Annotated in this window: 25 protein-coding genes; 16 read left to right on the top strand and 9 right to left on the bottom strand. The window is 68.6% G+C overall.

The features are described from left to right. Positions 1–21 precede the first annotated feature (21 nt). Entirely contained in the window at positions 22–1,248 is a 1,227-nt protein-coding gene (locus ABL840_RS21895) for an MFS transporter (protein ID WP_093306815.1), read from the bottom strand. 57 nt (positions 1,249–1,305) lie between these two features. Continuing rightward, positions 1,306–2,244 (bottom strand): LysR family transcriptional regulator, encoded by a 939-nt coding sequence (locus ABL840_RS21890; protein ID WP_093306814.1) that lies wholly within the window; start codon positions 2,242–2,244, stop codon positions 1,306–1,308. Positions 2,245–2,373: 129 nt separating this feature from the next. Here ABL840_RS21890 and ABL840_RS21885 point away from each other — a divergent pair, with 129 nt between their 5' ends. After that, positions 2,374–3,240, top strand: coding sequence for an NmrA family NAD(P)-binding protein (locus ABL840_RS21885; RefSeq protein WP_093306813.1), 867 nt, complete (start codon positions 2,374–2,376; stop codon positions 3,238–3,240). Here the strand turns inward: ABL840_RS21885 and ABL840_RS21880 are convergent. After that, complete coding sequence (locus ABL840_RS21880; protein WP_093306812.1) at positions 3,237–4,136, bottom strand: LysR substrate-binding domain-containing protein; 900 nt, start codon at positions 4,134–4,136, stop codon at positions 3,237–3,239. The genes ABL840_RS21885 and ABL840_RS21880 overlap by 4 nt on opposite strands. 78 nt (positions 4,137–4,214) lie before the next feature. On the opposite strand from ABL840_RS21880, the gene ABL840_RS21875 reads away from it, so the two are divergent. Beyond that, on the top strand, positions 4,215–5,381 hold the full coding sequence (locus ABL840_RS21875; RefSeq protein ID WP_093306811.1) for an MFS transporter: 1,167 nt from the start codon (positions 4,215–4,217) through the stop codon (positions 5,379–5,381). Further along, positions 5,378–5,998 (top strand): pyridoxamine 5'-phosphate oxidase family protein, encoded by a 621-nt coding sequence (locus tag ABL840_RS21870; RefSeq protein ID WP_093306810.1) that lies wholly within the window; start codon positions 5,378–5,380, stop codon positions 5,996–5,998. Before ABL840_RS21875 ends, ABL840_RS21870 begins: the two co-directional genes overlap by 4 nt. Before the next feature lie 76 nt (positions 5,999–6,074). Here the strand turns inward: ABL840_RS21870 and ABL840_RS21865 are convergent, their stop codons facing one another. The 3 genes from ABL840_RS21865 to ABL840_RS21855 all read right to left on the bottom strand — a co-directional run bounded on the left by ABL840_RS21865 (position 6,075) and on the right by ABL840_RS21855 (position 9,639). Then, positions 6,075–6,239, bottom strand: coding sequence for an HHHH-motif protein (locus ABL840_RS21865; RefSeq protein ID WP_126468559.1), 165 nt, complete (start codon positions 6,237–6,239; stop codon positions 6,075–6,077). Positions 6,240–6,401: 162 nt separating this feature from the next. After that, positions 6,402–7,700, bottom strand: coding sequence for an MFS transporter (locus ABL840_RS21860; protein ID WP_093195069.1), 1,299 nt, complete (start codon positions 7,698–7,700; stop codon positions 6,402–6,404). Between the two features lie 76 nt (positions 7,701–7,776). Next, complete coding sequence (locus ABL840_RS21855; protein WP_093306809.1) at positions 7,777–9,639, bottom strand: M48 family metallopeptidase; 1,863 nt, start codon at positions 9,637–9,639, stop codon at positions 7,777–7,779. Between the two features lie 199 nt (positions 9,640–9,838). On the opposite strand from ABL840_RS21855, the gene ABL840_RS21850 reads away from it, so the two are divergent. The 11 genes from ABL840_RS21850 to ABL840_RS21800 all read left to right on the top strand — a co-directional run bounded on the left by ABL840_RS21850 (position 9,839) and on the right by ABL840_RS21800 (position 22,543). Continuing rightward, positions 9,839–10,636, top strand: a complete 798-nt coding sequence (locus ABL840_RS21850; RefSeq protein WP_093306808.1) for an SDR family NAD(P)-dependent oxidoreductase — start codon at positions 9,839–9,841, stop codon at positions 10,634–10,636. Positions 10,637–10,649: 13 nt separating this feature from the next. Beyond that, on the top strand, positions 10,650–11,510 hold the full coding sequence (locus tag ABL840_RS21845; RefSeq protein WP_093306807.1) for a CmcJ/NvfI family oxidoreductase: 861 nt from the start codon (positions 10,650–10,652) through the stop codon (positions 11,508–11,510). 10 nt (positions 11,511–11,520) lie between these two features. Continuing rightward, positions 11,521–12,852, top strand: a complete 1,332-nt coding sequence (locus ABL840_RS21840; protein ID WP_093306806.1) for an LLM class flavin-dependent oxidoreductase — start codon at positions 11,521–11,523, stop codon at positions 12,850–12,852. Between the two features lie 73 nt (positions 12,853–12,925). Further along, the gene (locus ABL840_RS21835; RefSeq protein WP_176947610.1) at positions 12,926–14,158 is read left to right on the top strand and encodes a multidrug effflux MFS transporter; all 1,233 of its coding nucleotides are present in this window, start codon (positions 12,926–12,928) and stop codon (positions 14,156–14,158) included. Next, positions 14,158–15,630, top strand: a complete 1,473-nt coding sequence (locus ABL840_RS21830) for an MFS transporter (RefSeq protein ID WP_256227905.1) — start codon at positions 14,158–14,160, stop codon at positions 15,628–15,630. Before ABL840_RS21835 ends, ABL840_RS21830 begins: the two co-directional genes overlap by 1 nt. A 20-nt stretch (positions 15,631–15,650) precedes the next feature. After that, on the top strand, positions 15,651–16,337 hold the full coding sequence (locus ABL840_RS21825; RefSeq protein ID WP_093306805.1) for a paraquat-inducible protein A: 687 nt from the start codon (positions 15,651–15,653) through the stop codon (positions 16,335–16,337). Then, on the top strand, positions 16,334–17,089 hold the full coding sequence (locus tag ABL840_RS21820) for a paraquat-inducible protein A (RefSeq protein WP_371287119.1): 756 nt from the start codon (positions 16,334–16,336) through the stop codon (positions 17,087–17,089). Before ABL840_RS21825 ends, ABL840_RS21820 begins: the two co-directional genes overlap by 4 nt. Beyond that, positions 17,086–18,747: an intermembrane transport protein PqiB gene (locus tag ABL840_RS21815; protein WP_176947609.1), complete on the top strand. Its 1,662-nt coding sequence runs from the start codon at positions 17,086–17,088 to the stop codon at positions 18,745–18,747. The genes ABL840_RS21820 and ABL840_RS21815 overlap by 4 nt, the downstream gene beginning before the upstream one ends. Further along, positions 18,744–19,376: a PqiC family protein gene (locus tag ABL840_RS21810; RefSeq protein ID WP_093306804.1), complete on the top strand. Its 633-nt coding sequence runs from the start codon at positions 18,744–18,746 to the stop codon at positions 19,374–19,376. The genes ABL840_RS21815 and ABL840_RS21810 overlap by 4 nt, the downstream gene beginning before the upstream one ends. Positions 19,377–19,442: 66 nt before the next feature. After that, positions 19,443–21,044 (top strand): MFS transporter, encoded by a 1,602-nt coding sequence (locus ABL840_RS21805; RefSeq protein ID WP_093306803.1) that lies wholly within the window; start codon positions 19,443–19,445, stop codon positions 21,042–21,044. Between the two features lie 20 nt (positions 21,045–21,064). Further along, positions 21,065–22,543, top strand: a complete 1,479-nt coding sequence (locus ABL840_RS21800; protein WP_093306886.1) for a flavin-containing monooxygenase — start codon at positions 21,065–21,067, stop codon at positions 22,541–22,543. A 6-nt stretch (positions 22,544–22,549) separates the two neighbouring features. Here ABL840_RS21800 and ABL840_RS21795 read toward each other — a convergent pair whose 3' ends face one another. Together ABL840_RS21795 and ABL840_RS21790 are read right to left on the bottom strand one after the other, a co-directional pair. Further along, on the bottom strand, positions 22,550–23,137 hold the full coding sequence (locus ABL840_RS21795; RefSeq protein WP_093306802.1) for a hypothetical protein: 588 nt from the start codon (positions 23,135–23,137) through the stop codon (positions 22,550–22,552). Positions 23,138–23,284: 147 nt separating this feature from the next. Beyond that, complete coding sequence (locus ABL840_RS21790) at positions 23,285–23,815, bottom strand: HD domain-containing protein (protein ID WP_093306801.1); 531 nt, start codon at positions 23,813–23,815, stop codon at positions 23,285–23,287. Between the two features lie 110 nt (positions 23,816–23,925). Between ABL840_RS21790 and ABL840_RS21785 the strand changes: the two genes are divergently transcribed. Continuing rightward, positions 23,926–24,927 carry a hydroxyacid dehydrogenase gene (locus ABL840_RS21785; RefSeq protein ID WP_093306800.1) on the top strand — a complete coding sequence of 334 codons (1,002 nt, stop codon included), beginning with the start codon at positions 23,926–23,928 and terminating at the stop codon, positions 24,925–24,927. 4 nt (positions 24,928–24,931) lie between these two features. On the opposite strand, the gene soxR is transcribed toward ABL840_RS21785, so the two are convergent. After that, positions 24,932–25,405 carry a redox-sensitive transcriptional activator SoxR gene (soxR, locus tag ABL840_RS21780; RefSeq protein ID WP_093306799.1) on the bottom strand — a complete coding sequence of 158 codons (474 nt, stop codon included), beginning with the start codon at positions 25,403–25,405 and terminating at the stop codon, positions 24,932–24,934. 99 nt (positions 25,406–25,504) lie between these two features. Between soxR and ABL840_RS21775 the strand changes: the two genes are divergently transcribed. Further along, the gene (locus ABL840_RS21775; RefSeq protein WP_093306798.1) at positions 25,505–25,855 is read left to right on the top strand and encodes an antibiotic biosynthesis monooxygenase family protein; all 351 of its coding nucleotides are present in this window, start codon (positions 25,505–25,507) and stop codon (positions 25,853–25,855) included. Positions 25,856–25,877 lie beyond the last annotated feature (22 nt).

The following is a 25,877-nucleotide window of genomic DNA, read 5'->3' as shown; positions in this document are numbered from 1 at the left end:
CTCCGCTGGATCGCGCGCGCCTCAGACGGCCGGCACAGGCAGGCGGTGCAGCGTCGCGATGCGCGACGCGAAGATGATCGCCGCCTGCAGTCCGAACCCCGCGAGCGCGAGCAGCAGGCAGGCCGGCTCGCCCCATGCTGCGCCGACCATGCCGCCCAGCGCGGCGCCGATGGGCCGCGCGCCCGCGTTGATCGTGAGGAACACGGCCGACACCCGGCCCAGCATCGTCGCCGCGGTCACGCTCTGGCGCAGCGTGGTCGAGGTGATGACCCAGACCATCGGCCCCGCGCCGAACAGGAAGAACGAGAGCGCCGCCAGCGTTGCGGTCGGCACGACGAGCGTGGCCGCCATCGCCGCCGCTGCCAGCACGGCGACCGCGGGGCCGACCTGTATCGCGCGGCCGAACGGCAGCCGTACCACCACGCGCGGCGTGAGCAGCGCGCCCACGACCATGCCCGCGCCGTACATCGCCAGCGTGAAGCCCACCGCCTGCGCGCCGAGGCCGAGCACGCGCACGGCATAGGGCACGTAGCCGGCCTGCAGCACGAACCACGAGATGTTGAAGACCGCGCCGGTCATCAGCATCGGGCGCAGCATCTCGTGCTGCCAGACGAAGCGTGCGCCGTCGCGCACTTCGAGCAGTGGATGCCGTCCGGCGGAGGGCGCACGCGGGGCCTCGCTCAGGCGCAGCAGCAAGGCCACGGCAGCCGCGGAAAGCACCGCGGCCAGGACGAATGCCGCTGACGCGCCGGCCCAGGCCACGAGCGCGCCCGCGAGCGCCGGCCCAGCGGTGAACGCTGCGCTGCGCGCCAGCTCGAGTCGCCCGTTGGCAGTGGCCAATGCTTCCCTTGGCACGAGCGCCGGCACCAACGCAGGTGCCGCGACGCTGAAACCCACGGTGCCGACAGCGCCCAGGAACCCGAGCACGGCCAGCCAGCCGATGCTCAGCTTCGATGCGAACACCATCGCCAACAGCACGAGCAGCGACACCGCCCGCAGCCCCTCGGCCCAGACCATCAGCCGCCGCCGCGACATGCGGTCCGCGAGCAGGCCCATGGGCATCGAGACCAGCAGGAAGGGCAGCGTCTGGACGGCAGCGAGAAAACCGATCTCGCCGGGTCCGACGCCGAGCGCCAGCACTGCCACCAGCGGCACGGCCGCGAGGCTCAGTTGTTCCGCGGATTGCGCGGCGAGGTTGGACCACGCGAGGTTCTGGAAGGAACGGGGGAGGGATGATGTTCGAGTCATGCCCTCATCGTGCTGGCCCGGGGCCTTGCCGGCTGGCCGTTTCCGGACGAGCGAGCGTCAGCGCCGCGACTTCGGCATTGGCATCGGATTCGATGCCGGCGAGACCACCTCCATCACGAAATCGATGAAGACACGCACCTTCGCTGCCGGCAGGTGGCGCGACGGATAGAGCGCATGGAGCGGGAGCCGCTCGTCGGGCCAGTCGGGAAACAGATCGACCAGCTCGCCGCTGTCGAGCTGCGGCTGGATGCCGACCGCCTTGATCTGCGCCACGCAGACGCCGGCGAGGACCGTCTCCAGCACCGTGCCCGGATCGGTGAGCAGCAGCCGCCCTGTGGCCGGCACCTTCACGAGCTTGCGTCTGCGCTGGAACTCCCATGCGTATGGCTGCCCCGTGGCCGGGTTGCGCACCTGCAGGCAGGCGTGCCCGGCGAGGTCCTCGGGCTTCGCAGGGCGGCCGTGCCGCGCGAGGTACGCCGGCGTGGCCACGGTGACCACGCGCGAATCCATCAGCTTGCGGGAAACGAGCGACGACGAGGGCGGCTCGCTGAAGCGCACCGCGATGTCGAAGCCCTCGGCCACCAGGTCGCCGAGCTGGTCGCGCGCGATCAGCTCCAGCGTGAGTTCGGGGTATTGCGCAAGGAAACGCGGCAGGTGCCGCGCCAGCAGCAGGCGCGAGGTGAAGGCATCTGTGTTGACCCGCAGGCGACCGCGCACCGCGCCGGATGCCCCGGCGGCGATCGTCACCGCGTCCTCGATGCCCAGCACCAGCGGATTGATGTTGGCGTAGAGCTGCCGGCCCTCGTCGGTGAGGCTCAGCGAGCGGGTCGTGCGGTCGAACAGCCGGATGCCGATGCGGCCCTCGAGACGGGCGATGGCACGGCTCACGCCGGAGGGCGTGAGGCCCAGCGCATTCGCGGCGCTGGCGAAGCTGCCGCCTTCGACCACGGCGGCCAGCACGCTGACGTTGGAGAGAAGGCGTCCGTCGAGAGTCATTTTTCATTCGTGATCAGGTGTCATGAATGATATGTCGTGGGGTCGCTTTACTCAAAGATGAGCCGTTCCTACGATTCGTCCCGTCGCATGCGTCACCCCATCGAATCAAGTCAGGAAAAAGGAACTCCCATGTACGCAATCACCGGAATCACGGGCCAGGTCGGCGGCGCCGTCGCGCGCGCCTTGCTGGCCGAAGGGCAGCCGGTTCGTGCGGTCGTCCGCGACGAAGACAAAGGCCATCCCTGGGCTGCGCTCGGCTGCGAGGTGGCCGTTGCCGCGATGGACGACGCCGTGGCGCTGACACGCGCCTTCTCGGGCGCGGCCGGCGTCTTCGTGCTGCCGCCGCCCAACTTCGATCCCGAACCGGGCTTTCCCGAGGCGAGGGCAGAGAACGCCGCGCTGCGGCAGGCGCTCGACACCGCCCGGCCGGCGCGCGTGGTGTGCCTTTCGACGGTCGGCGCGCAGGCGGCCCAACCCAACCTGTTGAGCCAGCGCACCCTGATGGAGGAAGCGCTTCGCACCCTGCCGATTCCGATCACCTTTCTTCGGCCCGCATGGTTCCTGGAGAACCTGCGCTGGGACATCACGCAGGCGCGCGAGCAGGGCCTGCTGTCGAGCTATCTGCAGCCGCTGGAGCGGCCTGTGCCGATGGTGGCCACTGTCGACGTTGGCAGTGTCGCTGCAGAGCTCCTGCTGCAGGTCGGCGGAGCACCGCGCGTCGTCGAGCTCGAAGGCCCCGAGCGGCTGACGCAGCATGCGATTGCAGCGGCGCTCTCGCAGGTGCTGGGCCGGCCGGTGCGCGCGGAGGCGGTGCCGCGCGAGAGCTGGGGCGCGATCTTCCAAGCGCAAGGCATGCGCGACCCGGTGCCGCGCATCCAGATGCTCGACGGCTTCAACGAAGGATGGATCCGCTTCGAAGGCGACGACGCGAGCGTGCGCAAGGGCAGGGTGGGCGTAGCGGATGTGATCCGCTCGCTGGCGGATCAGGTCGGCTAGGCGCCTTCGGCCCGACCCTCGACCTGCATCTCCTCGAACCACTCTGCCACGTACGAAGCCTCCGGCGCGGCGTCGGGTGCCAGTCCGTAGTAGTAGCGCTCCAGCGTCATGCGCAGCGCGGGTAGCGGCGACTGCAGGCGCCCCGAGGCCAGGTCGTGCGACACCAGCGAGGTCGGCGCCAGCGCGATGCCCAGTCCGTCGACCGCGGCCTGCAGCACGAAGTGCAGGTGATCGAACTGCAGCCGACCCGCCGGTCGTGCGCGCGGCGCGCCGACCAGCTTCTTCCAGGCGTCCCAGTCGTCCTTGCGCGTGCGGGCCGACAGCAGGACGTGCGAGGCGAGAGCGCGAAGGTCGGGCAGCGGATGGCCCTTGAACAATGCGGGCGCGCCGACCACCAGCACCTCGTCTTCGAGAAAGGGCTGCACCTCCATCGAGGACGGCCAGCCTTCCAGGCCCCGGCGCACCGCGATGTCGAAGCTGCCGACGGCCTCCTCGGGCATCACGGTGCTGGTCACGACCTGCGGTTCGATGTCGGGAAAGCGCTCGACGAAGGAGGGCAGGCGTGGAATGAGCCAGCGCACGGCGAACGAGGGCCGCACGTTGATCCGCACCGCGCGCGCCGGCCCCTGCGACTGCAGCGCCCGCGCCGCGGCGCCGATCTGCGCGAGCGCGGGCTGCACCTCGGCGAAGAACTGCTGGCCCTCGGCCGTGAGCGTGACCTGCCGGATGCGTCGCTCGAACAGCGCGACGCCGAGGAACTCCTCGAGGCTCTTGATCTGCCGGCTCACGGCGCTGTGCGTGACGTGCAGTTCGAGCGCCGCGCGCGTGAAGCTGAGGTGGCGCGCCGCGGCGACGAAGGCGCGCACGGCGTTCAGGGGAGGCTCTCGAAGCGGCATGCGTGCGATTTTCTCACGCATGCCGGTCGTTAATGTCGTTTGTCGGCACGGCATGCGGCAGCGCACCATCGAGGCTCGATGTCACGCACCGCACCCGCTCCCCAAACATTCCCCACCGACCTGAATTCCCGCCATGCGGCGATGGCCCTGGGCCTTTCGCTTCCGGCCGACGTGGTGCTCTACCTGCTGCTGCCGATGTACGCGAGCCAGTTCGGCGTGACGCTCGCCGAAGCGGGCATGCTGCTCGCCGCCAACCGGCTGGTGCGAATCGCGGGCTACGGCTTCGTGGCCCGCTTCTACGCCCGCAACGGCGACCGGCTGACCTGCACCATCGCCGTGGTGGCGGCGGCCGTGTGCGGGCTGGGCTACGCCACGCTTTCGGGCTTCTGGGCGCTGCTGCCGTTGAGGCTGACGTGGGGCCTGTGCTTCGCGGCGCTGAACCTGTCGACCCAGGCGCTGGCCACGGCCGACCCGGTGGGCGCCGCGCGGCGCAACGGGCGCTCGCGCGCCTTCATCGCGATGGGGCCGGTGCTCGCGCTGCCGCTGGGTGCGCTTCTGGCGCACTGGACGGGGCCGCGCACGATCTTCGCCATCCTCGCGGTGTTCTCGCTGCTGGCGTACTTCGTCGCGCGCCGGCTGCCCGCGGCTCCGCATCCGGTGACCAAGCCCGCAAGACGCTTCAAGCTGCCCAACAGCCTCGACAGCTGGTCGTTCATGGAAGGGCTGGCGCTCGACGGACTCTTCATCGTCGGCCTCTCGTACCTCGGCAAGGATTTGCTGCCGGGCGGCGCGGTGATCGTTGCCGGCGTGCTGATGGCGCTGCGCTACCTCGCGGAGATATTGCTGAGCCCGGCCGGCGGGCGCATGGCCGAGCACTTCGGCGCCGAGCGCCTGCTGGTGAGCCTGTCGCTCGTCACCGCCATCGCGCTGGTGGGTTTCGGCCTGGGCTGGCTGTGGAGCTGCGCCGCGCTGATCGTGGTGCTGCGAGCCCTGCAACTGCCCCTGTTGCCGCCCATCGTGGCCCGCCGCACGCCGGGACCGGAGCGGGTGCAGGCGCTGGCGGCGCGCTCGGTGTGGCGCGACATCGGTGCCGGTGCCGGGCCGCTGATCGCGGGCCTGCTGCTGCCGGTAGCGTCGCCGCCATGGATCTACGGCGTGGCCGCCTTGCTGCTTGCGCTCGCGGCGCTGGCCTGCGGCTGGAGCAGCGCATCGCCACAATCCACCAGCATCCAGGAAAGCACATGACAAGCTCCTACGCCATCGAAACCACCGCCCAGCTCGAGGCCCTGTTCGGCCAGCCCGGCGATGCAGCGCTGAAGAAAGAGGTGCCGTACCTGCACCCGAGCTACCGGGCGCTGATTGCCGCATCGCCTTTCGCGGTGCTCGCCACCATCGGCCCTGGCGGGCTGGACGCTTCGCCGCGCGGCGATCCGCCGGGTTTCGTCGCGGTGCAGGACGAGAAGACGCTGCTCATGCCCGAGCGGCGCGGCAACAACCGCATCGACAGCCTGCGCAACATCGTGGCCGACCCGCGCGTGGCGCTGCTGTTCCTGATTCCCGGCGTGGGCGAGACGCTGCGGGTGAACGGCAGGGCGCAGCTCACGGTCGAGCCGGCGCTGCTCGAGCGCTTCGCCATGGACGGCAAGCAGCCGCAATGCGTGATCCGCATCACGGTGGAGACGGTGTTCTTCCAGTGCGCCCGGGCTATACACCGCTCGAAGCTGTGGGCGCCTGTGCCGGCGGATGCGCAGCGCACTGTGCCGACGCCCGGCGCCATCCTCTCTGCGCTGACCGAAGCGGCCTTCGACGGGGAAACCTACGACCGGGAACTGCCGGCGCGGCAGCGGGCGACGCTGTACTGACGCGGAACCCCATTCCATTCGCCCATGAAAAAAGCCCGCGTCAGCGGGCTTTTTCTTGCGGTTCGCACCGCCAGGATCAACGCACCCAGTGGCAGACGCGGTGGTGATGGCGCGCGTCCCACTTGCACACCTTGTGCTTCTTGGGGTGATGCGGCGGCGCGGCGGAGGCGATGCTCGGTGCCAGCACGGCAAGGCCGGCGAACGCGAGGATGCTGGAGAGGATGAAATGCTTGGTCTTCATGGGGTTCTTTCTAAGCAAAGGCATCGATCGAGGATTTGCGTCGTTGAACAGGCGCTCCTGTAGAACGTTCGATGCAACATTCAGATGACAGTTGTTGGCGGGGGCGGGCGTGAAAAACCTCACTGATCGCGGTGCCTGGAATGACATCCAGGCACCGCGGCATCAGGCCTGTCCGGGCGCTGCGGCCTGCTCGGTGCGCGCGTCGTGGCCGATGATCAGCACCAGCCCGAAGGCCACCGCCGACAGCATCGCCAGGAAGAGCACCGCGTAGAAGTCGTTGCCCATCCGGTCCTTCAGCGTGCCGAAGATGGTCGGGCCGATGTAGCCGCCCAGGTTGCCGATGGAGTTGATCCACGCGATGCCCGCCGCGGCTGCCGTACCGCTGAGGATGGCGGTGGGCAGCGTCCAGAAGGTGGGCAGGGCGCTGAAGATGCCGAAGGCGGCCAGCGTCACCGCCGCCATCTTCGGAACGGGCGCGGTGGTCTCGGCGGCCAGCACCAGGCCGAGGAAGATGCAGGCCAGCGGGATCAGCAGGAACCACTTGCGCTCCTTGCGCGCGTCGGAGGCTCGCGTCCAGAACAGCATGGCGATGGCGCCCACCAGGTACGGGAATGCGTTGATGAAGCCGATCTCCACGTTGCCCAGCCCGCCGAAGCCCTTGATGATCTGCGGCAGGAAGAAGCTCAGGCCGTACAGCGGCACCGTGATGCCCATGTAGACGAAGCCGAGCCCGATCACGCGCGGGTTCAGCAGCGACTGCTTCCAGGAGATCTTGTTGATCGACTCGCGGTTGGCGCGCTCGGCGTCCAGCGTGCGCTGCAGCCAGTCGCGCTCCTCGGTGCTGAGCCACTTGGCGTCCTTCGGGCCGTCGGGCAGGTACATCAGCACGAAGAAGGTCAGCACCAGCGAGGGCAGCGCCTCGAGGATGAACAGCCACTGCCAGCCGTGCATGCCGCCGACGCCGTCCATGTTGAGGATGAAGCCCGAGATGGGCGAGCCGATCACGGTCGAGATCGGAATGGCGAACATGAACCAGCCCACGATGCGCGCGCGGTACGCCGCCGGAAACCACAGCGTGATGTAGAAGATCACGCCCGGGAAGAACCCGGCCTCCGCGATGCCGAGCAGGAATCGCACGACGTTGAAACTGGTCGAGCCGCCCACCCAGGCCTGCGCGGCCGAGAGGATGCCCCAGCTGAACATGATGCGGGCGATCCAGCGACGTGCGCCGAAGCGCTCCAGCGCCATGTTGCTGGGCACCTCGAACAGGAAGTAGGCAAGGAAGAAGATGCCGGCCGCGCTGCCGAACACGGCGGCGGTGAAGCCCAGGTCCTTGGACATGGCCGCGCCGGCGAAGCCGAGGTTCACGCGGTCGAGGTAGGCGATGAAGTAGCTCACCATCAGAAGCGGCAGCAGTCGCCAGCTGATCTTCGAGATGGTTCTCTGTTCTACGGGGTTCATGGTTGCTTGTCTCCGGTGTTGGATGGTTTTGTGGAGGCGATGGGAAGAAGGGGGAGGGCGGCTGCAGCCGCCGGTGTCATGGCTGTTGTAGATGCTGCTGTTGCTGCGCCCTCATGATCTGGTGGCGCCGCCAGTAGTGGCCGATGGCGCCCTTGAAGTTTTCTTTCTGCTTGCCCAGGCCCGCGAGCTTCACCTTGGTGGTGCGCGCGCCCAGCATGCCCTTGTCGAAGTGGGTGACGATGAGGGTGTCGCCGAAGCTGCTGTCCTTGTAGGTCAGGCTCTTGACCTCGTCCCACGCGATGGTCGAGCCGCCATCGGCACTGGGGTGCATGCCCTCGTAGCTGATGTCGATGCGTTCGCCGTTCTTCAGCGCGAAACCGATGGGCGGAAAGTGGCGCAGCACCACGGCGCGCTCTTCCTCGGTCGCGGGCTCGTAGCGGTAGGCCAGGCTCAGCTCATGGTTCTGCACGAAGCGCTGCTCGTACTCGCTCCACAGGCGTTGCTCGATGGCGTCGGCGGTCTCGATCTCGTCGGCCCACGAGGCTTGCGGAGCGGTGGCGACGATGCCGCCGTAGGCGCTCTCGGGCACGTGGTGGCCGACGTTGCGCATGCGTTCCAGCAGCGGCGGATGGCTGTCGTAGGGATGCGGCACGCCGGCCGTCTTCATCGCCTCGATGAAGGCCGGCGAATTGGCGTACGGCGGCAGGCCGTCGGCGACGAAGCGGGCGATGCCGAGTGCACCGTCGTGCTCGCGGTCCTGCTCGAAGAGCTTCTGCTCCACGTCGTTGCGGTAGCTCGCATAGGCCGAGATCTTGATGAGCGACTGCACGATGGCGTGCGGCGCGGTGAGCCCGGCGGCCACACGGTCGGCCTTGTATTCGCGCTCGCGGCTGTCGCGGGCCAGCGCGAAGGCGAAGATCATGCGGTACAGGCGCAGCAGGTAGTGCGCCACGATGGTGAGGCCGCCGCTTCGCATCTTCCAGGTGTACTGGTCGAACTGCAGCAGCTTGGGGCCGAGCGCCGCGCTGCTGCGGGTGTCGCCGCCGCCCAGGTGGGCGAGTTCGTGCGCGAGCACCGCATCGGCCTCGGTCTGGTCGAGCACGCGCAGCAGCGGCAGGCTCACGAAGAGCGTGCGGCCCTGTAGGGGGCGGCCCTTGACCTCGCACGGCGCTTCGGTCACGAAGAAGTTGGTGTCGATACCTGCCACGATCTGGTCGGGCGGGGTGGTCTTCACGCGGCCGGCGAGCTGGCGGATGCGCTCCCACAGGCGCGGCGCGTCGGCCTGCGAGACCAGCTCGCCCTCGATCTCGTTGCCTGATGGCAGCTTCTTGAACAGCGTGTAGATCGCATAGAACACCGCCGCACCGGCCGCGATGCCGGCAATCGCGATCAGCTTGATGTAGTAGCTGTGCCAGAAGTACGCCGTGAGCCAGAACGAGAGCCACACCAGCATCGCGCTTTGCAGCACCACCTCGACCGCGCTCGACACGGTCATGAGCCGCCAGCCCGCGACGAAGCTGGCGTAGCGCAGGCCGCGGTTGGCGAAGGCCAGCGCGCCCAGCACCAGTGCCGCGACCAGCAGGGCGGCGCCGAGCACGATGGTCCAGAGGGCGGCGCGGTCGGCCCAGTGGAACTGCCAGTGCATCGAGTAGGGGCTGCACACCTTGTCGTGGAAGTTCCTGTCTTCAGGCGCGGTGGCGTCGCAGGCCTTGGAGAGCTGGTGGCTGCGGTAGAACGCGGTGGCTTCGGTCTTGTCCGCGGCGGAGAGCCGCGCATCCTTGGCGATGCGGTTTTCCATCGCCTGCAGGAACTCCGCGTCCTGCGAGCGCAGCGCGTATTCGGTGAAGGCGAGCGTGGCCGCCGGAATGGCGAACAGCGAGACGAGCGTGAGAACGAACACGCGCAAGAGATCGGCGTGAACCGTGCGGGCGAGGGCCATGGACGAGCTGCTCCTGGATGACGATTGCTGTGAGTTGTTATGAACGGTCCGGGAAGGCGATAGCGTAGCGGGCACGGCGCATGCAGTGAAGCCGGGCACGGCGTCAAGCGGCGCGAGGCACCGACCTGCCACCGAATAAGGTTATCCCTTTTGCATCGTTCCGCGCGGCGGGGCGCAGGTATAGCCTTCGTTCTCATTCATGGCTGTCACCTCCGTCACTCCATCTTCGCCGTCGTTTGGGTCCGCACCGTCGCCCGTTGCATGGATTGCCGGTGTCGGCGCCAGCGCAGGCCTGGGTGCGGCGCTCGCGCGGCGCTTCGCGGCCGAAGGCTTCATCGTCGCTCTGACCGGCCGAACGCAGGCCCAGCTCGATGCGGTGGCCGGCGAAATCGTCGCAGCCGGCGGCCGGGCCCATGCCTTCGCGGGCGACGTGGCGAGCGAGGCCGAGATTCACGGCATAGCTCAGAAGACGGCGGCGCTGGGTCCGCTCACGGTGGCCATCTTCAATGCCGCGAGCGCGGTGCGCGCGCCGACGCTGGATCTTTCGGTTGAACAGTTCACGCAGGCCTGGCGCACCAGTGCGCTGGGCGGCTTCATCTTCGGGCATGAGGCATTGCGGGGCCTGCTGGCCAATCCCTTCGAGGCGGGCGGAGCGCGCGCACGTGGCACCTTGCTGTTCACCGGCGCCACTGCGGCGCTGCGCGGCAAGCCGCCGTTCGCGGCCTTCGCCGCGGCCAAGGCCGCGTTGCGTTCGCTGAGCCAGAGCCTGGCGCGCGAATTCGGCCCGCAGGGCGTTCACGTGGCGCACGTGGTGATCGACGGGGGCATCGACGGCGAGCGCCTGCGCAGCAACGCGCCGCAACGCGTGGAACAGGCCGGCGACGACGGCCTGCTGCAGCTCGAAGCCATCGCTGAAAGCTACTGGCAGCTGCATGTGCAGCACCGCAGCGCATGGACGCAGGAGCTGGACCTGCGGCCGTTCAAGGAACCGTTTTGAGGAGTCACGCTACATGAGCGTCGGATCGAATGGACAGATGCTGGCCGCTACGCTGCCTTCGGTGCAGGCGGAGCTCAACTACCTGAAGGCGGGCCAGGGCCGGCCCGTGAGCTACACATTCGAGCCGCCGCCCGGCACGCCCTGGGTGACCGGCGAACTGGAGCCGCGCCGCGTGACGATCCGCGACGGGCGTCCGCTGGTTGCGCTGAACGAGCTGACGCTCGACCGCAGCGGCTTCACGCAGATCTCGCACCGCAGCGCGCTCGCCGATTTTTCCCAGGACGCGGCGATCCGCGACATCTACTACCGCGAATCCGAAGCGCTGCTGCGCGACGTGACCGGCGCCGAGAAGGTCGTGGTGTTCGACCACACGCTGCGCGACAGCGCGCAGGGCTCGCGCCGCACGGCCGAGCTGCGCGAGCCGGTGCGACGCGTGCACAACGACCAGACCTTCGTCTCCGCGCCGCGCCGCGTGCACGCCCACCTGCCGCCCGAGGAGGCCGAGGAGCGCCTGAAGAACCGCTTCGCGATCATCAACCTGTGGCGGCCGCTGGCCACGGTCGAGCGCCTGCCGCTGGCGCTGTGCGACGCGCGCTCCATTTCGCCCGCCGACCTCGTGCCCAGCGACCTGGTCTATCCCGACAAGGTGGGCGAGACCTATTCCTTCACCTGGAATCCCGAGCACCAGTGGTACTGGTTTCCGAGACTGCGGCCCGACGAGGCCCTGCTGCTGAAGATCTACGACTCGCTCGAGCAGGGCGTGGCGCGCTACACCGCGCACACCGCCTTCGAGGACCCGACGGGTTCGCAGGAAGCACCGCCGCGCCGCAGCATCGAGCTGCGCGCGCTGGTGTTCTGGCCCGCCGGCAAGTAGCAGCCTCCCGATGAGCACCGCGAAGCAGCTGCGGCTGGGCGCCTTCATGCGCCCCGTGAGCATCCATACCGGCGCCTGGCGCTATCCGGGTGCGTGGCCCGACGCGAACTTCAACTTCGCGCATCTGAAGCAGCTTGCGCAGACGCTGGAGCGCGGCCGCTTCGACGCCTTCTTCATGGCCGACCACCTCGCGGTGCTGAACATGCCTGTGGCCGCGCTGCAGCGCAGCCACACGGTCACTTCGTTCGAGCCGTTCACGCTGCTGTCGGCGCTGGCGCAGCACACGCGGCACATCGGGCTTGTGGCCACGGCCTCGACCACCTTCGACGAGCCGTTCCACATCGCGCGTCGCTTCGCCTCGCTCGACCATCTGAGCGAAGGCCGCGCGGGCTGGAACATCGTGACCACCTCCAACCCCGACGCGGCGCTGAACTTCGGCCGCGACGACCACATGGAACACGACGAGCGCTATGCCCGGGCCCGCGAGTTCCACGACGTGGTCACCGGCCTTTGGGACAGCTGGGCCGACGACGCCTTCGAGCGCGATGTCGACAGCGGCCGCTTCTTCGATCCGGCCAAGCTGCACGTGCTGGACCACAAGGGCAAGTACCTGTCGGTGCGCGGCCCGCTGCACATCGCGCGGCCGGTGCAGGGCTGGCCGGTGATCGTGCAGGCGGGCGCCTCGGAGGCCGGCCGCCAGCTCGCGGCAGAGACCGCCGAGGCGGTGTTCGCCGCTCCCGGCACGCTGGCCGGCGCGCGCAGCCTCTATGCCGACATCAAGGGCCGCATGCGCGCGATCGGGCGCGACCCTGACCATCTCAAGATCCTCCCGGCCGCCTTCGTGGTGGTGGGCGACACGGCGGAAGAGGCGCGCGCCATCCGCGCGAAGCTCGACAGCCTGGTGCACTACGACAGCGCCATCGCGTCGTTGTCGATCGCGCTGGGCCACGACGCTTCGAAGTTCGACCCCGACGGCCCGTTGCCCGACGTGCCCGAGACCAACGCGAGCCAGAGCGGCCGCGCCCGTGTGATCGAGCTGGCCCGCAGCGAGAGCCTCACGGTGCGCCAGCTGGCCCAGCGCCTGGGCGGCTACGGCGGGCTTGCCTTCGTCGGCACCGCGCAGACCATCGCCGACGACATGCAGGAGTGGCTGGAAAGCGAAGGCTGCGACGGCTTCAACGTGATGTTCCCCTGGCTGCCAGGCGGGCTCGACGCCTTCGTCGACAAGGTGGTGCCCGAGCTGCAGCGACGCGGCATCTTCCGGCGCGAATACGAAGGTCGTACCTTGCGCGAGAACCTCGGCCTGCCGCGGCCCGGCAACCGTTTCTTTGCCCAGAATTAGCAAGCCGGGCTGAACCGCACCGGGGCCGACCCCACGCCTGCACCGATTGCCGCGCTTCGCGACAATCGGTTCAATGCGTTCTTCCCCCTTCTTCAAGATGGCCCTGCTGCTGGGCCTGCTCTCGGCCATCGGGCCATTCGCCATCGACATGTACCTGCCGGCGCTGCCAGCCATCGGGCAGAGCCTGCGTGCCGACATCGGCGCGGTGCAGATGAGCCTCACGGCCTTCTTCCTTTCGCTCGGCGCGGGGCAGCTGCTGTACGGGCCGGTCTCCGACATGGTGGGCCGCAAGCCGCCGCTGTACGCGGGGTTGGTGCTGTTCGCGCTTGCCAGCGTGGGCTGCGCGCTGGCGACCGACATCCAGACGCTGATCGTGCTGCGCTTCATCCAGGGCCTGGGCGCCGCAGCCGGCATGGCGATTCCGCGCGCCGTGGTGCGCGACCTGCATACCGGCACCGATGCCGCGCGGCTGATGTCGCTGCTGATGCTGGTGTTCAGCGTGTCGCCGATCCTCGCTCCGCTCGCGGGCAGCGCCGTGATCGCGTTCGCCGGCTGGCGCGGCGTGTTCTGGGCCGTGACCATCGCGGCCGTGGCCGGCCTCGCGATGATGGTGAAGCTGCTCGACGAAACCCGCCCGGCCTCGGAGCGCGTCGAAAGCAGCCTCGGCAGCGCGCTCTCGGCCTACTGGCTGCTGCTGCGCGACACGCACTACCTCGGGCTGGTGTTCATCGGCAGCTTCGCGATGGCAGGCTTCTTCACCTATCTCGCGAATTCGTCGTTCGTGATGATCGACCACTACGGCCTGTCGCCCGCGCTCTACAGCGTGGCCTTCGGCGTGAACGCGGCCGCCTTCATCGGTGCCTCGCAGTTCACCGGTGCGCTGGGCGAGCGCTACGGGCTGGTCAAGCTCGTCAAGTTCGGCGTGGTGTGCTGCGGCGTGGCGATGGCCGCGATGTTCGTCTACTTCGCGATGGGCGGCGACAGCATCTGGGTGCTGATCGTCCTGTATTTCATCGCCTCGGGCTTCATGGGGCTGGTGATTCCGACCACGGGCGTGCTCGCGCTCGAGATGCACGGCGCCATTGCGGGCACGGCCTCGGCGCTGCTGGGCACGCTGCAGATGCTCACCGGTGCGCTGGCGATGGCGGTGGTGGGCTTCTTCACCGACGGACGTCCGCTGCCGATGGTGGCCGGCATGGCCGGCGGCGCGCTCATCGCGCTGGTGCTGACCTGGCTGACTCTGGGCGGCGTGCGCTCCGAGCCCACGGCCAAGGCCGGAAAGACAGGAAGGACGCAGCAAGCCTGATGAACACGGTACGCGCAGGCGCCGCGCTCCCGGCAGCCGAAGACAACAACAACGGCGGCAACGCGGGCCCCAGGCCCATGGACGGACTGGCGCAGCCGGAGCGCGGCTGGGCGATGCTGGTCATCATTCTCGGGCTGATCGTGGCGGTGCTCGACGGCACCATCGTCAACCTGGCGCTGCCGGGCATCGCGCGCGAGCTGCAGGCCAGCCCGTCGCAGGCGATCTGGGTGGTCAATGCGTACCAGATCGCCACGCTGGTGATGCTGCTGCCGCTGGCCTCGCTGGGCGACCTCGTGGGCTACCGGCGCGTGTACCTGGTCGGCATGGCGGTGTTCACGCTGTCGTCGCTGGCAGCCACCTTCGCCAACTCGCTGGGCACGCTGATCGCTGCGCGCGCATTCCAGGGGCTGGGCGCGGCCGGCATCATGAGCGTGAACGCGGCGCTGGTGCGGCTCACGTATCCATCCGCCCAGCTAGGCAAGGGCATGGCGATCAACTCGCTGGTGGTGGCCACCTCGTCGGTGGCGGGGCCTTCGGTGGCGGCGGCCATCCTCTCGGTGGCTTCGTGGCCCTGGCTCTTCGCCATCAACGTGCCGCTGGGCATCGTCACCTTCGCGCTGGGCATGAAGGCGCTGCCGTTCAACCGCGTGGCGCCTGCCGCCGGGCTGCGCTTCTCACCGGTGGACGTGGCGCTCAACGTGCTGATGTTCTCGCTGGTGTTCCTGGGCGTCGACCGGCTGGGCGTGCGCGAGGGCCCGGTGCAGGGCGCGGGCGGTTCGCAGGCCTCGGCGTGGGCCATCCTGCTCGCCGGCGTGGCCGTGGGCTTCGTCTACCTGCGGCGCCAGCGCAAGCTGGCCGTGCCGCTCTTTCCCATCGACCTGCTGCGCATTCCGGTGTTCGCGCTGTCGATGGGTACTTCGGTGGCCGCCTTCTGCGCGCAGATGCTGGCCTACATCGCGCTGCCGTTCCTGCTGCTCGACGTGTACGGCCGCAGCCACATCGAGGCCGGTCTGCTCATCACTGCCTGGCCGCTGGCCATCGTGGTGATGGCGCCCATCGCGGGGCGGCTGATCGGCCGCTACCCCGACGGGCTGCTCGGCGGCATCGGGCTGGGCCTGCTGGCCACCGGCCTGGCGCTGCTGGCGGCGCTGCCGGCGCATCCGGGCAATGCCGACATCGCCTGGCGCATGGCGCTGTGCGGGCTGGGCTTCGGGCTGTTCCAGTCGCCGAACAACCACACCATCGTGACCTCGCCGCCGGCGCACCGCAGTGGTGCGGCCAGCGGCATGCTGGGCACGGCCCGGCTCACCGGGCAGACCCTGGGCGCCGTGGTGCTGGCGGGCGTCTTCAGCGTCTGGAGCCCGCACGGCGGCCACGGACCGGTGGTGGCGCTGGTGCTGGCGGCCAGTTTTGCCGCGGTTGCGGCGGTTTTCAGCACGCTGCGCCTCAGGACGACAAGCCACGGCGGCTGAATGAGTTAGGGTACTCACCCATGAAGGAAGTACCTGAAACGGTGGTCTGCCCGGGCTGCGACGCGGTCTACAGCCGCGCGCCGCTCAAGCCGCGCGACGTGGCGCACTGCCCCCGCTGCGGCACCGAGCTCGACCGGCACCCGGGCCAGCAGGAGCGCCGCATCCTTCCGCTGACGGTGGCCTGCCTCATCATGTTCGCCATCGCGAACCTGTTTCCCATCGTCGAGATCGAGCTCCAGGGCCTGCGCAGCCAGACCACGCTGGCAGGAGCCGTGGTGGCGCTGACCGCCGAGGGCATGTCGCTGGTGGCGCTGCTGGTGTTGGCGACCACCATCCTCTTTCCCTTCCTGCAGCTTTGCATCCTGGCCTACCTGCTGATTCCGCTGAGCCGCGAGCACCGGCCGGTGGGCTTCGCGCTGCTGGTGCGGGCGATGCAGTCGCTGCGGCCCTGGGGAATGATCGAGGTGTTCCTGCTCGGGGTGCTGGTGGCCATCGTCAAGCTGTCGAGCATGGCGAGCGTGGTGCCGGGGCCGGCGCTGTGGGCTTTCATGGCGCTCACGGTCATGCTGACGGCGGTGCTGTCGTTCGATCCGGGGGCGTTCTGGGGAATGGCGTTCCGGCCGAAGGGCGAGGCCCGGCAGGACGAAGGCACGGGCGAAGGGGCGAGCGAAGGGGCGAACGACGAGAAGGGCGGGGCGTCGGCATGAAGCCGCTGGGCCGTCTCCGGCAGCGCCTCGGGAGCATCGCGGCTTCCAGCGATCATCACCACCACGACGAGGACTCGCGGGTTCTCACCGCCGCCTCGCTCGGCTACATGCCCTGCCGGCATTGCGGCGCCGTCTGGGAAGGCGCCGAGGAGGGCGATGCATGCGGCCGCTGCGGCACGCACCTGCACACGCGCAAGCCGCAGAGCCTGAAGCTCACCTGGGCCTTCCTCATCGCGGCCTGCATGATGTACATACCGGCGAACCTGCTGCCGGTGATGATCACGCGCACGCTGTTCGGCACGCAGAACGACACCATCCTGAGCGGGGTGATCTATTTCTGGGTGTCTGGCGCCTACGGGCTCGCGGCCATCGTCTTCATCGCCAGCTTCCTGGTGCCGCTGTTCAAGCTGGCCGTGCTGCTGCTGCTCGTGGTGCTGGCGCAGCGCGGCAGCAGCTGGCGGCGGCGCGAGCGGGCGAAGCTGTATCACATCATCGAGATCATCGGCCGCTGGTCGATGCTCGACGTGTTCGTGGTGTCGCTGCTGACGGGGCTGGTGCAGATCCAGGGCTTCGCGGTCATCACCGCGGGCGTGGGCATCGCGGCCTTCGGCTCGGTGGTGGTGCTGACGATGCTGGCCTCGCTGAGCTTCGACCCGAAGCTCACCTGGGACAGCAGGGAAGAACAGGCCATCCTGCGCGACAACGAGGAAGGTGCACAGACACATGGAAACAGGGACGAGAAACCAGCATGAGTGAAGAAGATCAACCCAAGGACAGGCCGGCGCCGTCCGGCCCGCCCGACCAGTCGCCCTTGCCCAGGCCGCGCGTGGTGCGCCGGCGCGAGTGGCTGCCGTCGCTGATCTGGCTGATCCCCATCGTGGCAGCGCTGGTGGGCATCACGCTGGTGGCGCGGATCATCCTGGAGCGCGGCCCCGAGGTGGTGCTGACCTTCAAGACCGCCGAGGGCCTGGAGGCCGGCAAGACCGCCGTCAAGTACAAGGACGTGCAGATCGGCCTGGTCACCAGCCTGCGGCTGGCGCGCGACCGCTCGCACGTGCGCGTGCTGGTGCAGTTCAACAAGGAGGCGCAGAGCTTCACGGCGCAGGACTCGCGCTTCTGGGTGGTGCGCCCGCGGCTCGACACGTCGGGCATCTCGGGGCTCAACACGCTGCTGTCGGGCGCCTACATCGGCGCCGACGCGGGCGTGTCGACGGAAACGGCGGGCGAGTTCACCGGGCTGGAGACGCCGCCCATCGTCACGCGCGACGACTCGGGCAAGCAGTTTCTGCTGCGCGCCAACGACGTGGGCTCGCTCGACGTGGGCTCGCCGGTGTACTTCAGGCGCGTCAAGGTCGGGCAGGTGGCGGCCTACGAGCTCGACGGCGACGGGCGCGGCGTGACCATCCGCGTGTTCATCAACGCGCCCTACGACAAGTTCGTGGGCATGAACACGCGCTTCTGGCAGGCCAGCGGCATCGATGCGCAGCTGAGCGCGAGCGGCTTCACGCTGCGCACGCAGTCGCTGGCGACCATCCTGCTCGGCGGCATCGCCTTCCAGGCGCCCGACGACGCCATGGGCCCGGTCGCCAAGGAGAACGCGGCCTTCACGCTGGCGCAGGACGAGTCTTCCGCCATGAAGGAGCCCGACGGCCCCTCGCAGACCCTGCTGATGTACTTCAACCAGTCGCTGCGCGGGCTCACGCCGGGTGCGCCGGTGGACTTCCGCGGCGTGGTGATCGGCGAGGTCAAGTCCATCGGCGTGGAGTTCGACCGCGCCGAGCGCGAGTTCCGCATGCCGGTGCTGGTGCAGGTCTACCCCGACCGCCTGCGCCGCCGCGCGGGCGAGAGCGGCACCGAGTCGCGCGCCACCCAGCAGGAGCGGCTGCGCTTCCTGGCCGAGAAGGGCCTGCGCGCCCAGCTGCGCAACGGCAACCTGCTGACGGGGCAGGTCTACGTGGCGCTCGACTTCTTCCCGAAGGCGCCGCCCGCGAAGATCGACCTGTCGAAGAACCCGATCGAGCTGCCCACCGTGGCCAACAGCCTCGACGAGATCCAGTCGCAGGTGCAGGAGATCGCGACCAAGCTCAACAAGGTGCCCTACGAGCAGATCGCGGGCGACCTGCGCACCACGCTCGCCTCGCTCAACAAGACGCTGACGACCACCGAGCAGACGGTCAGCCGCATCAACAACGACGTCACGCCCGAGCTGGCCGCGGCCATGAAGGACGTGCGCAAGACCGTGAACAGCGCCGAGCGCACGCTGGCCGACGACTCGCCGCTGCAGCAGGACATGCGCCAGACGCTGCAGGAGCTCACGCGCGCCGCCGGCTCGGTGCGCGTGCTGACGGACTACCTCGAGCGCCACCCAGAGTCGCTGCTGCGCGGCAAACCGGACGACGGCAAGAAATGAAAAAGAACCACATCGCATCCGTGGCCGCAGCAGCGGCAATGCTGGCTGCGCTCGCGGGCTGCGCCAGCAAGCCCGACAACTACTACACGCTGGCGAGCCCGGTGGTGGCGGCCGACGCCGCGCCTTCGACGCTCGGCAGCGCCGCGCCGCTTTACATCGAGCTCGCGCCCGTGGCCGTGCCCGAGCGCTTCGCGCGGCCGCAGATGGTGGTGCGCCGGCCCAACGGCAGCGTGCAGGTCGATGTGCTGGAGCAGCACCGCTGGGCCTCGTCGTTCGAGAACGAGCTGCGCGATGCGCTGGCCAGCGGCATCGCTGGCCGGCTCGGCGCGCTCGACGTGACCAGAGGCGGCAAGCAGGGCTCGCAGCCGGTGTGGCGCATCGCGGTGCAGCTGCGCCAGTTCGATGCGGTGGACGGCGGGAGTGTCGATGCGGGCTTCAGCTGGACGCTGCGGCGCTCGGACGAGGCGCGTACGGTGGTGTGCCAGCTGAACCTCGGCGAGGCAGTGGGCAGCGGGATGGACGCCGTGGCGCAAGGAGCGCAGCGCGTGACGGCGGCTGCGGCCGCTGCGATGGCGCGCAGCGTGAATGCCGCGCGTGCCAATCCGTCGGCGACTGCCTGCGCGACCTGATTCTTTCTCCCGGCCTCTGGGAAGAAAAAAGAGGCAAGACCGGAATCCCATAGGAAGGAGACCTCCATGGCACAGATCGGCAAGGCGCCCTGCGACGACACGCTGATCCTGCATGGCGCCCGCCCCGAGGAGGGCGGCTGCCCCGATGCCTCCAAGCCCTGGGTGCTGGCGGCGGCCATCGTGGGGTCCAGCATGGCCTTCATCGACGGCACGGTGGTCAACGTGGCGCTGCCGGCCATCCAGTCCGACCTGCACGCCACGGCTTTCCAGGCGCAATGGGTGGTCGAGTCGTACGCCTTGCTGCTGGCGGCACTGCTCCTGGTGGGCGGCGCGCTGGGCGATCACTACGGCCGGCGGCGCATCTTCGCGATCGGCGTCGGCATCTTCGCCCTGTCGTCGGTGGCCTGCGGGCTTGCGGCCAACGTGCAGCAGCTCATTGCCGCGAGGGCGGTGCAGGGCATCGGCGGGGCGCTGCTGGTGCCGGGCAGCCTCGCGCTGATCAGCGCGGCCTTTCCCGAGAAGGAGCGCGGCAAGGCCATCGGCACCTGGTCGGGCTTCAGCGGCATCACGGCGGCGGTGGGGCCGGTGCTGGGCGGCTTCCTGGTCGATCACTTTTCCTGGACCTGGGCCTTCTTCATCAACGTGCCGATGGCGCTGCTGGTGCTGTGGATCGTGTGGCGCCACGTGCCCGAGAGCCGCGGCGCTTCCGCCAGCGGCGGGCTCGACCTGTGGGGCGCGCTGCTCGCGACGGCCGGGCTCGGCGGCATCGTCTACGCATTCATCGAGGCGCCGACGCAGGGATGGCGTTCGCCGGCCGTGCTTTCGGCGCTGGCCGTCGGCGTGCTGGGCGGTGCGGGCTTCTTCGTCGCCGAGCGCAAGGTGCGTACGCCGATGCTGCCGCTGGAGCTGCTGCGCATCGGCAACTTCAGCGGCGCGAACCTGCTGACGCTGCTGCTCTATGCAGCGCTGGGCGGCGGGCTGTACTTCTTTCCGCTCAACCTGATCCAGGTGCAGGGCTACTCGGCGACGGTGGCGGGTGCGGCGCTGCTGCCTTTCATCTTCATCATGTTCGCGCTCTCGGGCTGGGCCGGGCAGCTGGTGGACCGCTTCGGGCCGCGCATGCCGCTGGTCATCGGTCCGGCCATCGCGGCGGTGGGTTTCGCGCTGTTCGCTGTGCCGGGCGTGGGCGCGAGCTACTGGAGCGGCTTCCTGCCGGCAGTGGTGGTGCTGGGCTTCGGCATGACGGTGACGGTGGCGCCGCTGACCACCACGGTCATGAATGCGGTCGGCCCCGAGCTGGCGGGCGTGGCATCGGGCGTGAACAACGCCGTGTCGCGCGCTGCGGCGGTGCTGGCGATCGCGGTGTTCGGCGCGCTCATGGCCTGGGCCTTCGATGCGGCACTGGCGGATCACCTGCGCGACATGGGCGCTTCGAGGCAGGTGGCAGCATTTCTCGAAGGCGAGCGCAGCAAGCTGGCTGGCGCGGCGATGCCTCCGGGCGTTGATGCGGCCACGGCCGCGGCCGCGAAACGGGCGGTGGCCGAATCCTTCGTCGCAGGCTTTCGCTGGGTGATGCTGTCGAGCGCCGCGCTGGCCATGTTGAGTGCGGTGAGCGCGTGGCTGATGATCCGGGGCACTCCCGCGGGAGGTGCGGACAGGAAGAACTGAGTAGACAAGGAGACATGTCGATGCAGGACGAAGATCAGCAGGAGCACGTCGATGTGCTCGTCGTGGGCGCTGGCCTCTCCGGGATCGGCGCCGGCTACCACCTGCAGGCGAATTGCCCGGGGCGCAGCTACGCGATCCTCGAGGGGCGCGAACGCAGCGGCGGCACCTGGGACCTGTTCCGCTATCCGGGCGTGCGCTCGGATTCCGACATGTACACGCTGGGCTATTCGTTCCGGCCGTGGACGCAGGCGAAGTCCATCGCCGACGGGCCGTCGATCCTGAACTACCTGCGCGAGACCGCGGCGCAGCACGGCATCGACCGGAAGATCAGGTTCAACCATCGCGTGGTGCGCGCCTCGTGGTCCACGGCCGATGCCTGCTGGAGCGTGGATGTCGAGCGCGGCCCCGAACGGCTTCCGCTGCGCATGCGCTGCAACTTCCTTTTCCTGTGCAGCGGCTACTACAGGTACGAGGCCGGCTACACGCCCGAGTTCGCGGGCGTTGGCGACTACGCGGGCCGCATCGTCCATCCGCAGCACTGGCCCGAGGACATGGATTGCAGCGGCAAGAAGGTGATCGTGATCGGCAGCGGCGCGACCGCGATGACGCTGGTGCCGGCGCTGGCGAAGACGGCCTCGCACGTGACGCTGCTGCAGCGCTCGCCCACCTACGTGGTCGCTCGGCCGGCGCAGGACCCCATCGCCCACGGGCTTCGCAGCTTCCTGCCGGCCGGAATGGCCTACGGTCTCACGCGCTGGAAGAACGTGCTGCTGTCGATGTACTTCTTCCGCCTCGCGCGGCGCAAACCCGATCGCGTGAAGAAGCTGATTCTTGGCGGCGTGCGGCAGGCCCTCGGGCCCGGCTACGACGTCGCCACGCATTTCACGCCGCGCTACAACCCCTGGGACCAGCGCCTGTGCCTCGTGCCCGACGGCGACCTGTTCGCGGCCATCAGGGCAGGGCGCGCCTCGATGGTCACGGACCACGTCGACACCTTCACGCCGGGCGGCATCAGGCTGAAGTCGGGCAGGGAGCTGGAGGCCGACGTGGTCGTCACCGCCACCGGGCTCGAACTGCAGGTGCTCGGCGGCGTGCAGCTCGAGGTGGACGGCCGTCGCGTGGATCCGGCCGCGACCTTCAACTACAAGGGAATGATGTACAGCGACGTGCCCAACCTGGCCTCGTCGTTCGGCTACACGAATGCCTCGTGGACCCTCAAGAGCGACCTGACCTGCGCGTATGTCTGCCGGGTGCTCAACCACATGGAGAAGCACGGCTGGAGGCAATGCACGCCGCGCAACACCGACCCGTCCCTGGCGCCCGAGCCCTGGCTCGACTTCTCCTCGGGCTACGTGCAGCGCGCGGTGGGCAGGTTTCCGAAGCAGGGCTCGCGCGCGCCGTGGCGGGTGTACCAGAACTACGCGCGCGATCTCGTGAGCCTGCGCTTCGGTTCGGTGAACGACGGGGTGATGGAGTTCGCGAATCGGCGTGTCGGCTAGCGAGACTCAGAGAAATGGCGTGTAGGGCTTCTGAGGCTGCAGGTAGATTCTTTTTTCGTAGACAGTGGGGACCTTGGTTCCACCTTCAATTGTTTTTTCGATATGCGCGATCTGGCCCATATAGATTTTCGCGCGACTGAACATGTGGGCTTTCCATCCGTCCGGGTGTATCACGGTGATGTGGAAATAATCCTGTCCCTTGAAATTCTGAAGCTGGTGGAATCCCAGTTCGACTGTGACATTGAGTCTGTCGCTCAACACGGCCGTAGCGATTTCGTATAGCTCGCTGGCGTGATTGTGGGCAATTTCTCTTTCTGCCCACGTGTTCAGCATGGCGCATATCTGCTGGTAGTTGGCATCGCCCAGGGTGTTGTAGTCGTCGTCATACCAGTCTCCATGCTTCGCCCTGAGTCCATCGATGTTGTCCCAGTTTTCTGCAAACACAATGCCCATTTGGACCTCCAATCCGATTGATGCTTTGCTGAAATGGATGCACCCGACTTTCCTCCGGATGCGTGCCTGAGTCGGGGCTGCCGGCAACTTGCCCCCTTCTGGCTTTCCGGAGAACTGAAGTCCGTGCACTGTGGCGTCCATTCGGGCACCAATCCATTTCGCACCATTACAGACAGGCTCGGGCTGGCAGGCTCAGGGCGCGCGGCCCGTCTGTCCGGACCGCAGCGACCGCTTTACCCTCGAAAGATCGCTCGTCTATGAGGGGCGAACCAGCCGTGTACAGCCTTGTCAGGGCGTCGCTGCTGGTGCGCGAGAGGGCGAGAGCAGCGTGTCGAGCTCGGTCCACAACGGATCGCATTGCCCGGCCCTGAATGCGGCGGCCCTGAAGGTCGGATGCTCGCCGTGGTACGTCTCCCACAGCGCCCGCTGGCCGTCGGCCACGCACGCGCGTACGTTGGCCAGGCGGTCGGCGGCCTTCACGAGCAGCGCGAGTTCCTCGTCGCCCTTCACTTCGGCCAGCGCCGCATAGGTCTTGGCCTTGCGCTCCTTGCGGTTGGCCCCGGGCGCGTCGGTCAGCAGCGCAACGCACGAGGCCACCAGATCGCCGAAGCGCGAGCGCACGTCCGCCACCGTCGCTGCCGTGTCCTCGACCACGTCGTGCAGATAGCCGACGACGCGCGCCCTGTCGCCGTAGGGCTGGAGCAGGGCGGCGACGGCGTCGAGGTGGTGCACGTATGGATGCGTGCCGTACTTCTGGTCGCCGTGCATCTCGACGGCATAGGCTCGGGCTGCGTCGGGTGTCTGTGAGGTTATGGTCATGCGGCGTCCTGTGGTTTTTCCATTCTGCCTTCGCGGCGGCGCACGATCCTTGGCGCTTGCGGCCGCATGATGCTCGCGGCCAGTCTTTCCTTCCGAACAGAAGCTTTTTCATGACCACGGTTTTCGTCAGCCATCCGCCAGCCAAGCTCGCCAACTACTTCGGCGACCGCGCCACCGCGGCCCTTCGGGCCATCGCGCAGGTGCGCTTCAATCCCAGCGACGCCGATCTTTCGTCGCGCGAGCTCGCCGATCTGGCGCAGGACTGCGACGCGATCATTTCCTACCGCCAGACGGTGGGCGACGAGGCGCTGTTCGCGGCCCTGCCGAAGCTCAAGGCCTTCGTGCGCTGCGCCATCGACATCCGCAACATCGACGTGGCCTCCGCCAGCCGGCACGGCGTGCTGGTGACGCAGGCGAGCGCGGGGTTCATCGCCTCGGTGTCGGAGTGGATCGTGGGCGCGATGATCGATCTGGGCCGGGGCATCAGTGCCTCCGCCGCGAGCTACCACGCAGGCCGGCTGCCGCCGCCCGCGATGGGGCGCGAACTGCGCGGCAGCACGCTGGGCGTGATCGGCTACGGGCAGATCAGCCGCTACCTCTGCGATGCCGCGCTGGCGCTGGGCATGCGCATCGTCGTGCACGACCCGTACACGGCGACGGGGCGGGCCGAGTTCGCACAGGTTGCGCTCGATGTGCTGCTGGCGCAGTCCGACTTCGTGGTCTGCCTCGCGCCCGCCACCGAGGCGACCGAAAACATGATGAATGCCCGGGCGTTCGCTGCGATGCAGCCGCATGCCTTCTTCATCAATGCCTCGCGCGGCAATCTGGTGGATGAGCGTGCGCTGCTCGCCGCGCTGGACGCGGGTGTGATCGCGGGATGCGCGCTCGACGTCGGCCGCGCGCCCGACCAGATGCCTTCGCCGGACGTGGCGGCGCATCCGCGCGTGATCGCCACGCCCCACATCGGCGGGCTCACGCCGCCGGCGGTCGAGCACCAGGCTATGGAAACCGTGTCGCAGCTCGCGGAGATCTTCCAGGGCAGGGCGCCGAAGGGCGCGGTCAATGCGGCCGAGGCCTATCGCTGGCGGAAGGCATTCGGCGCGGGCGCCTGAGTTTTCAGGCGCCTCGTTTCACCAGCAGCCGCTGCGGCCCCTGGCCCTCGGCGCCAAGCCGGTCGAGCGGATTGCGCAGCTTGCAGCGGTCGATCGACAGGCAGCCGCAGCCGATGCAGTCGTCGAGCGTGTCACGCAGCTTCTGCAACTGCGCCATGCGCTCGTCCAGTTCGGCACGCCACGAAGCCGAGAGCCGGGCCCAGTCCTCGCGGCTCGGCGCTGCGGATTCGGGGAGGGTAGCCAGGGCAGTGCCGATCTCGGCAAGCGAAATGCCTACCCTCTGCGCTACCCGCACGAAGGCCACGCGCCGCAGCACCGTGCGCGGGTAGCGTCGCTGGTTGCCTGCGGTGCGGGTGCTGCCGATCAGGCCCTGCGCCTCGTAGAAATGCAGCGTGGACACTGTGACGCCGCTGCGGCGGGCGACCTCGCCGACGGTGAGCGTGGGGGATATGCCGGCTCTTTGCAGTGCGTCGTTCATCGGAAGAGAAACCTCTTGACCTCAGCTTTACTTGAGGTTTGAGAATAACTTCCAGCGCGCGGGTCCCGTGCGCATTTTTCTCTTGAAGGAATCCGTTTCATGTCGAACGACACCAGCGTCGCTTCCCCGGTCTCCGCTTCCGGTCCCGTTTTCCGCGTCGACAAGTTCGCGGTGCCCGCCGAAGCCCGGCAGGCTTTCATCGCGCAGATGCAGCGCATCCAGCAGACGCTGCGCAACTTGCCGGGCTGCCTGCGCGCGCATGTGCTCGACCAGACGGGCGGAGGCAGCGAGTTCAACGTACTGACGCTGGTCGAATGGAGCAGCGAGCAGGCCGTGGCCTCGGCCACAGAGCTCGTGAAGAAGAAGTTCGCCGAGGAGGGCTTCGACCCGGTCGAATTCACGAAGAAGGCGGGCGTGCGATCCGACCAGGGTTTCTATCGGATCGCCTGAAGGGCCTGGCGGCCGAGGGCAG

Origin of the sequence: Variovorax sp. NFACC27 (genome assembly GCF_048301545.1) — a bacterium.
In the GTDB taxonomy this organism is placed as follows: domain Bacteria; phylum Pseudomonadota; class Gammaproteobacteria; order Burkholderiales; family Burkholderiaceae_C; genus Variovorax; species Variovorax gossypii.
This window is presented reverse-complemented; position numbering and strand designations above follow the sequence as displayed.